Consider the following 7,449-nt stretch of genomic DNA (forward strand, 5'->3'; position numbering starts at 1 on the left):
ATGTACCGCTTGTACATATTTTTATGTTAGAGGACATGTTTTGGAGTGATGGATTATGAAGGAAAAAATGTCAGCAATGCTGCTCGGAAGTTTACTGTTAAGTCTTGGGGTAAATGGATTTTTAGTTCCCTATCACTTACTTGATGGAGGAGTAATCGGTTTAGGACTCATCATTCATTATTTTTACGGATGGCCAACTGGACTAAGTATTATTGTATTAAGTCTTCCATTATATGTTTTAGCTTGGTTTTTCGAAAGACGCTATTTCTACTATAGCCTCCATGGTCTTATTATTTCTTCATTTTGTATTGATTTTTTATCCTTTATGAATGGGAAAATAAATATAGGGATTTTACCAAGCACAATCATTGGTGGATTGCTTGTAGGTATAGGGATAGGGCTTATGCTTCGTTATGAAACTAGTACGGGCGGGACCGATTTACTTGCCCAATTGTTAACTAAATTTACTTCCATTAATATTGGGATCATCATCTTTTTAATAGATGGTTTAGTCATAACAAGTGGTATTCAGGTTGTTGGTTTAGAAAAGTTCTTTTATTCACTCTTGACAATCCTCTGCGTCGGTTTTATGACGACCTTGACGGTTAGGGGAAACAATAATGAACATTTTCCATATTATTAACCCAAAAAAGGGAACAAAAGGAAAACGCTAGCTCATTGCTAGCGTTTTCCTTTTCATGTTTCTACCTTTTCTTTATGTCAATCATTCGATAGGTTTCCTTCATAATACCATAGGATTTTTTTAGCCGCTCATAAAAGGCTGGTTCCTCCCACTTCTTCCAGCTGTACAAAAATGTATCGGATTGATGAAGCTGATTATTAGTTACTTTAGGAAATGTCTGCATGACCTTCCCTTTTTCTGTTGTCACAATGGCCAGTCGAATTCCGCTCGTTTCACCACTACCAGACAAACCACTTTCCCACACATTCCCCATAACTTCCTTTAAACTAGGGTCTTTCACATTTAATAACTGCCAGGGAATCCTTCCTTCAATAACTTTCTTATCATTACTAATACTAACATCCGTTAAAGAGTTAAATTCTTTATCAATTGGATTCGCGTTGCCAAACTTTAGTTTTCCTGTCTCGTAACTTTCAAATGGAATAATCTCCTTGGTGGTCGGAATCGTCAATTCCTTATTAAGGGCAAGTCTAATGGGATGAAACACTCCATTATTGTTGTGATTTGCATATGGCTGCTCCTCAATCATCTTCAGGAGATGTGCATACTGATAATAAAATGTATCATAATAACTATCAACCATTATTCTTGAAGTCTTAGGCCCCGTAAGTTTAACTAAAAAATCAATTCCAAAGTCTGTTTTTACGGAAATCTCATCTTCTAATGGTATTTGGCTCTGGCCTTGTTGATTAATGGAATCAAGAAGCAGGTATGTTCCTTGTTTACGAAAATCAACTGGACGATTATATTTTAAAAGGAAATAAACATATCCATTATCGGATGAAAATCGAACCTCCTTTAAAATGTCCTTCTTATCAGTGAATTGATAACTCCTTTTGACTCCTGCTAACTCCCAATCCTTTGCATTACCGTCAACAATGATTTCAGATTCCTTCTTCCCTGGTTCAAATCCTAATAACCCAAAGTGCTGTTCATTTGTTTGCAAGTTACTCCAATATGGCCTTCGATCCGGATTATCAAAATCCATCGTATTCCATGTTCGTTTAAACCATTCATCCTGCCAGGTGAAGACAAGTCCCCCCATATAGCCTTCTGAAACAATCGATTCATATAGATGCTTATTAATATTCCCTTGTTCTTCTTCCGAATGAAACCCTTGGTTCATTCCATAAGCGTTCTTATGTGTTAACCCTCTGGAAGCGGGAACGCCAAATTCCGCAACAAGAACTGGCATTTGATGGGCAGCACGCAGATCATTCAAGTAGCCAGCATAATTATTTTTCTTACCCTTTGCATCTATATAGTTAAGGTATGACTTCTCAAAGTTGAGAAAATCAGGATAATAAGGATAGATATGATAGGAAGCAAATAAACCTGAAGAAAATTGTTTAGATGCTTTAATATGATTGGGATTAACGGAAACCATATCTTCATTCGCCAGTGGTTCAGTTGGATGCTTCAACATATCTGTAGTAACCCAGTTCGTAAAACTCAACGAATGCTGCCACTGGTATTGTTTCGCTTCATAATCAACAGCATAGTCCATTAAACCTGCCAGCCAGATTTCAAAGGGATTTGCCCGTTCTGTTTTAAAGTATTCCCCTTCAAATTGACCAATTTTTGAGTGCTTTTCATTTGTATTTGTGACCATAGCTGGATCCCATTCTGTGCCGACAATGATTCCTAGAACATACTTTGAAATGTCGTTTTTATATACACCTGACGCGTGTCCAGGTCGATCTGGTATGTCTGCCTTTCCATGGATAATATCAATCATATTTTTTATTTCAAGCTTCGCATCGTCTAAATTAACTTTGGCAAAGGCATCTTGGGTTCGTATGAGATTCTCTTCATTAACCCAAGTACCATGAAATAAGAAAAGCGGCTTTTTAGCGATTTTGTTATATTCATAAAAGGCTTCATAAAATTGTGGCGGGTGGAGCGTGTAAATTCTAATCGCATTTGCATTCATTGCACCTATATCTTTAAACCAACGAAAGTATTCGTCTTTTGTAATTGCTGTCTCACCGGGAAAATAACCAGGTTTCCCTATCCCCATATTTACACCCTTAATTAAGAGATTCTTCCATTTTCCAGCCTTTTGAATCTGTATATAGGTATCTCCAGTTTTACTGTTTGACTTAATCCCATCAAGCTCGGCCAACTCCACCTTTTCCTGATGAGTTACATGGTGCAATCCACTTTTTAAAATATCCTTCATCATTGGCACGTAGGTTTCCCAATAAAACGAACCGCTAGAACCCACACTCCTCTTCCAAGCATCGATTCCCTTTGTTTGATAAATTCCAGGAACATCTGATTCGTCAGCAAAATCTCCTGAAAAATAATAGGAGGAATATTTAGCATTCTTGTGATAAATAACAGCTGGAAAATTGGTTGGAATCCCGTATCCTTTAAGTGTATCTTTGGCTCGTGAAGATATTGGTAACTTATAGGTTGCCAAAATTTCATTCTTATCTTTAGCATTAATAATATCGAACCAATACGTATAATTCCCATGGAGTCCGCGTGTAAAATGTTTCTTTCCTTTATCTGTTAATTGAAAAAGAAGACCATCGTCTTGAACATTTTCCCCTCCAATTACAACTACATAATTATTTTTACTGACAAAAACAAATCCTTCACCTTTAAAAGACCATTTCTTGTTTTGCTTCTCATAATTCTCTTTTACCCATTCTGGTACTTCCGTACTTTCAAGGTTGGAAAAAAAGCGTCCAATCCAGCCAGACCATTCTACATTAAGTAAATTAGAGATCTCAGCTTTTGTTGCTTCTGACGTAGGACTCGCAAACGTATTAAATTCTGCTATTAAGGTCTTTCCCTTTGATTGAATAAGTTCCTTTTTTATTTGATTGACTTCACTGGTTTTAAGTCCACCATAAATTTTTGTAGAGTGTTTCCCTAACGGATTCTGTCCGAAAAACTCTTCTTTATATACCCCATATTGATCCGTTAAATAGATAAGATCATAATTTTTTAAGTCCGTCGGCAAAGGAGCAATCGTATATTTCTTCCCTGCTTTTGGTTCAAATCCTTTATAATCATCAGTAACCGAATAAGGTTTTTGTCCGTTTTTAAAATATTTAGCATTGTTTAGTATCCAAACAAGGCCTTTATGTTCCCTATAGGAGGGATTTGGAACCGTCTTATCAACAATTAACACGTTTAATTTTTTCACGGGCTGTACTTGCCATAGCCAAAAGGGGCAGGTAATAATAATTAAAAATAGAATTGTATAAATGATTAAATGAATTGGTTTTTTCATTCGGAAACACCTTTTCTCTTCATTTCTCCCCAACTTCTATCACCGATTATCATTTGCCATATTCCCTCACATCTCCAGAACACGGTCATCGGCCTATACCAAATGGTTTCAGTTAAAGAGTATAAAAACAACTTCATGATATCTGATACCTTTGGATACTTTGTTAGACTCCATTCTTCTAAGAGAACGGCTGTCATTGAAAAAATAGACCCATATAAACAGGATAGAAGAAATAACAAAATAGCAAATTCAACATAGATTCCACCTAGGAATAAACAAAGTATCATAAAAAGGTATCCTAAAAACTCAATTATTGGCCCGAAAAATTCGACAATCCAAAAGTAAGGAAAAGATATGAAACCAATCGAACCGTATTTAGGGTTAAATGTTATTTTCTTATGAGTCCATAGGCTTTCAAACAGGCCTCGATGCCATCGTCTCCTCTGCCTGCGTAAGAATGTAATGTCTTCAGGAACCTCAGTCCAACAAACAGGGTCAGGAACATAGACAATCTTCTTCTTTGTCTTCCTCTCCTTTAAGAGTCTATGCATCCTTACGACTAATTCCATATCTTCCCCAACCGTATCCGTTTTATAACCACCTGCTGCAATCACCCAGTGCTTTGAAAAAACACCAAACGCACCCGAAATGATTAATAAAAGATTGTGACGGCTTAAGCCAATTCTCCCCATTAAAAAAGCACGTAAATATTCAATAATTTGCATTACGACCAATGGGTTATTGGATAACCCGATTTTTTGAATATGCCCGTTTTTGATTTGGCAGCCGTTCGCGATTCTTACACTTCCACCCGAAGCAATAACTTCTTCATTTGAATCTATTATAGGTTTCATTACCTTTAAAAAAGCATCCGGCTCAAGAACAGAATCGCCATCTAAAGAACAAAAATATGGGTAATGGGAAAAGTTAAGACCGACATTAAGTGCATCTGCCTTTCCCCCATTTTCCTTATCAATAAGAAACAAATTTGATAAAATGGCTGATTGATAAATCCTTCCAATAGGTTTTGTATCCACTTGCTTTCTAACCGCTATTTTTATTTCCTTCATCTCATAGTGCTCTATCACACTTTCAAGTGTGTGGTCGGTTGAACCATCGTTAACTACAATCACTTCAAATGTAGGATAATTAATGCTTAATAATGAACGTACACTTTGAATAATACCTGCTTCTTCATTGTATGCAGGTACGATAATTGAAACGGGTTTGACATAAAAATCATCTGAGTAATCTTCATATGCTTTGACTCTATCGAGTTGGTATTCCTTCCGCAATTGAATAAAAGAGATAACCAAAATAACAGAGTAAAAAGAAATGACAATCACCATATATACAGCGATAAACCAAGCAAAAACCGTTACAACATTGCCCCACTCAAAAATTGTCATTTGTCGTCTATACCCCTTTATGCAGCCATTCCCATGCCATATCCTTGGCAAATGTATCGTTTGATGTTTCTAATACTTCCCGCAAAATTTGGTGCCCATTTGGAAATTGGCAGATTGATTGTCCAGCCTGTGAACGAACCCACCACGTTTGGTCATGCAAAAGTTCAATTAATCTTGAAATCCCTTTGACTTCTTTTAATGAACCAATTAGTTTTGCGGCAACCATTCTTTCTTCCCATTTGGTAGAATAAAGAAGTTCTAAGTAGGGTTCTGTATTTTTTACATAGCCTATTACAGATAATGCCTTTAAGGCTCGGATCCTGATTTCCCCTTTATAGGCTGAAAAAATACTTTCAAGAAACGGAAGATAACTTATTTCTCTTTTTATCGAAATTACATCAAGAATTGCTTTTTGTAATGGTGGACTGCTTTTATGAAAATGAAGAATAAATTGGTCGAATTGTTGTTGCTCGAGGCGTACTAATATATGACGGTACTCAAATTCAGAAAAAGAATTGAAGTTGGATGTTAACATATCAAATAAATATTCATATTGGAATAAGGCAAGGATTCTAAGTGTATGAATAAGTTCTTCGTGAGAAAGTTGTTTCTTCGTTGTTAGCATGTAAATATCTTTGATCAGGAGCTTTAGATTGAAATCCTCAATATGATAGAGAGTATTCATCCGTTGACTCCATCGCTTGCTTTTAAGCAGCTTTCGATAATACTCTGCTAAATACATTGTTGCTAATTCGGATAAACGTTTCTTTTCATCATCGCCTTCTAAAACATTACTATATCTGCTTAGGAGCTCTTCGATTGCCTTCTGTTCAAGAACTGATTCAGGATTTATCCTCCTTGAATAACCTCCCTCCGTGATCATTGTAAAAAGGTTTGACTGATGTTTTTCGATATATCGCTCAATGGTCTTTCTGTTTTTAATATCTATTGCTTTCCGTATCGATAAGTACACAAGCAAAACCATCAATAACCCTAAAATAGTTATCGTTAGAATTGTTAGGAAAAATAACTCATTCTTCAGCATTCTACTTCATCCTTTTAATTAACCGTTCTATCCTTGCTTGAAGTTCTTTTATACTGAAAGGTTTGGTCACATAATCATCAGCACCAAGCTTTAACGCCCGCTCAATATCCGTCTCACTTTTTCTCCCCGTCAGCATCAGAACATGAATATTTCTTCTTTTTTCAATTTTTTTTACTTTTTGCAGGATTTCAATTCCATCCATGATAGGCATAACACCATCAAGTATTAAAAAGTGTTCTCCTATTTTCTCTAAGCGTTTTGATTCAAAAAATTGAAGACCATCTTCAAATGCTTCAAGGTCTAGTTCATAATGATCAAAGTCCATAATTTTAAGTATTCTTATTAGCATTGTTCTAATAATAGCATCGTCATCAATGACCGAAATGTACAAGGTTTTTTTAGTATTTTCCTGGGGAGTCAACTCATCCAAAAATACGAATTGGTCAAATAGTTTCTTTCTTTTTAACAGACGCTCAATTCGAACGGTCAATTCTTCCATATCAATTGGTTTCTCTATAAAATCATCTGCTCCTAATTTATAGGCAGTTAATCTTGCTTCTCGTTCATTTATTTGACTGGTAATAATTTTAGGAACAAATTGTTGTTTGTTATGATTTTGTAATTCATCAAGAATTCGGAAACCATTAATACTATGTAAGTGTTGATCAATTATTACACAATCGGGACTTAAATCGAAGTACTGTGAAATAGCCTTTTGAGCTTCCGTATTTGCAACCACCATCCAACCCTGTTCTTCGAGTTTTTCCTTTACTAGGATTAGGAACGAAACATCCTCGTCAATAATTTGGATGAGGGGCACATTTTCATCTTGACGAAGTTGTTTGTTGAAAAGTAATTTTTTATCATTATTTAATTCCATAAACGATCTACTCCCTGATTGAAAACCATTCAATATAAATGAACAGACTTTCTCTATATTTGATTCATTTCTCTTACTATTCCCTTTTTTCTTAAGGCTATTTTCGCATAGATTGTTGTTTTTCGTATAAGTTCATCAACTCGTATAACTAGATGCTTCGTGGCA

The 7,449-nt window shown here is 35.7% G+C and carries 5 protein-coding genes; 1 reads left to right on the forward strand and 4 read right to left on the reverse strand.

Annotation, left to right across the window (positions count from 1 at the left end; genetic code table 11):
* The first annotated feature begins 55 nt into the window (after positions 1 to 55).
* The gene (locus V7137_RS15850; RefSeq protein ID WP_335698978.1) at positions 56 to 643 is read left to right on the forward strand and encodes a YitT family protein; all 588 of its coding nucleotides are present in this window, start codon (positions 56 to 58) and stop codon (positions 641 to 643) included.
* A gap of 61 nt (positions 644 to 704) precedes the next feature.
* Here V7137_RS15850 and V7137_RS15855 read toward each other — a convergent pair whose 3' ends face one another.
* Genes V7137_RS15855 through V7137_RS15870 form a run of 4 tightly spaced genes read right to left on the reverse strand, consistent with a single transcriptional unit; the run spans position 705 to position 7,284 of the window.
* Positions 705 to 3,950: a hypothetical protein gene (locus V7137_RS15855; RefSeq protein ID WP_335698979.1), complete on the reverse strand. Its 3,246-nt coding sequence runs from the start codon at positions 3,948 to 3,950 to the stop codon at positions 705 to 707.
* Positions 3,947 to 5,359, reverse strand: a complete 1,413-nt coding sequence (locus V7137_RS15860; protein WP_335698980.1) for a glycosyltransferase family 2 protein — start codon at positions 5,357 to 5,359, stop codon at positions 3,947 to 3,949. The genes V7137_RS15855 and V7137_RS15860 overlap by 4 nt, the downstream gene beginning before the upstream one ends.
* Positions 5,360 to 5,366: 7 nt before the next feature.
* A complete protein-coding gene (locus tag V7137_RS15865) occupies positions 5,367 to 6,404 on the reverse strand; it encodes a HEAT repeat domain-containing protein (protein WP_335698981.1) in 1,038 nt (345 codons plus the stop codon).
* A 1-nt stretch (position 6,405) separates the two neighbouring features.
* The gene (locus V7137_RS15870) at positions 6,406 to 7,284 is read right to left on the reverse strand and encodes a response regulator (RefSeq protein ID WP_335698982.1); all 879 of its coding nucleotides are present in this window, start codon (positions 7,282 to 7,284) and stop codon (positions 6,406 to 6,408) included.
* Positions 7,285 to 7,449 lie beyond the last annotated feature (165 nt).

The organism is Neobacillus drentensis, from assembly GCF_036962765.1.
Classification (GTDB): Bacteria; Bacillota; Bacilli; order Bacillales; family Cytobacillaceae; genus Neobacillus; species Neobacillus drentensis_C.

Excerpts from the sequence above, each read along its gene's own strand:
- V7137_RS15850 (WP_335698978.1), top strand. The coding sequence starts at position 56 with ATGAAGGAAAAAATGTCAGCAATGCTGCTCGGAAGTTTACTGTTAAGT.
- V7137_RS15855 (WP_335698979.1), bottom strand. The coding sequence starts at position 3,950 with ATGAAAAAACCAATTCATTTAATCATTTATACAATTCTATTTTTAATT.
- V7137_RS15860 (WP_335698980.1), bottom strand. The coding sequence starts at position 5,359 with ATGACAATTTTTGAGTGGGGCAATGTTGTAACGGTTTTTGCTTGGTTT.
- V7137_RS15865 (WP_335698981.1), bottom strand. The coding sequence starts at position 6,404 with ATGCTGAAGAATGAGTTATTTTTCCTAACAATTCTAACGATAACTATT.
- V7137_RS15870 (WP_335698982.1), bottom strand. The coding sequence starts at position 7,284 with ATGGAATTAAATAATGATAAAAAATTACTTTTCAACAAACAACTTCGT.